Here is an 820-nt window from a genome sequence, read left to right as displayed (position 1 = left end):
AAACAGCACAGCAGCACATCGCCCGGCTGTGCCGCTGACAACGGCACCTGATACAGCCCCGTCGCCTCCAGATTATCCAGATAGAGATTCTGGCCGTTACGCCACCAGTCATCCTCACGATGACAGCCCGGCATCTCAATCCCCGCCAGATGATAAGCATCCCGGAACAGTGTGTAACAGTCCGTCACACCGTGCTCAAAGCGCCGCCCGGTGAGATGCGGCACACAGCGGAACTTATGAATCGTCCCCCGGCAGACCAGCCACCACGGCAAATCACTCTGCACCTGCAGCCGCCGGTCGGCCTCACTCAGCCAGGGCAGACCACCGGGGTGGCTGTGGACCAGCGCCACAATCTCACCCTGCATTTCTGCCTGCAGCCAGTCTTCCGGCGACATACGGAAATACGCCTCCGGCTCACCGGAGATATTCACGCAGGGGAAATATCTTTCCCCCTCCGGCGTGCTTACCACGAAGCCGCACGACTCCGCTGGCGCACATCGCCGGGCGTGCGCCAGAATCGCTGATTCTGTCTGTGTCATGGGATTTACTGCGAAAGTTTGTTAATGGAAAGGAAGCCGCCAAAGTTGCCGACGTTATTGCGGAACTTACAACCGCTCAGGCATTTGCTGCATTTATCCTTCGTGATATCGGACGTTGGCTGGTCATATTCATCCGCGACAGCCGGACCGCTATAACCGCACTCGTCACCGCGATAGGTCCAGGTGCAGGTGTTGGCCAGCATGATACGTCCCGGAAAAACAGCGCCATCCGTTTCCGTCGGCGTGGACAGTACAAAGGAGGCACTCACCGCGCTCAGTTC

2 protein-coding genes are annotated in these 820 nt (G+C 58.7%); both read right to left on the bottom strand.

Going from position 1 to position 820, the window contains the following annotated elements:
- Positions 1-539: C40 family peptidase (locus CSC62_RS17335; protein WP_162407896.1), on the bottom strand; the 539-nt coding region annotated here is incomplete at its 3' end.
- A gap of 5 nt (positions 540-544) precedes the next feature.
- The coding region (locus CSC62_RS17330; RefSeq protein ID WP_137474271.1) for a phage minor tail protein L at positions 545-820 on the bottom strand (276 nt) is incomplete at its 5' end.

The organism is Pseudoxanthomonas jiangsuensis, assembly GCF_010093185.1.
Taxonomy (GTDB): domain Bacteria; phylum Pseudomonadota; class Gammaproteobacteria; order Xanthomonadales; family Xanthomonadaceae; genus Pseudoxanthomonas; species Pseudoxanthomonas jiangsuensis.
The sequence above is the reverse complement of the archived record's forward strand: the minus strand, read 5'-3'. Positions and strand labels throughout refer to the sequence as shown.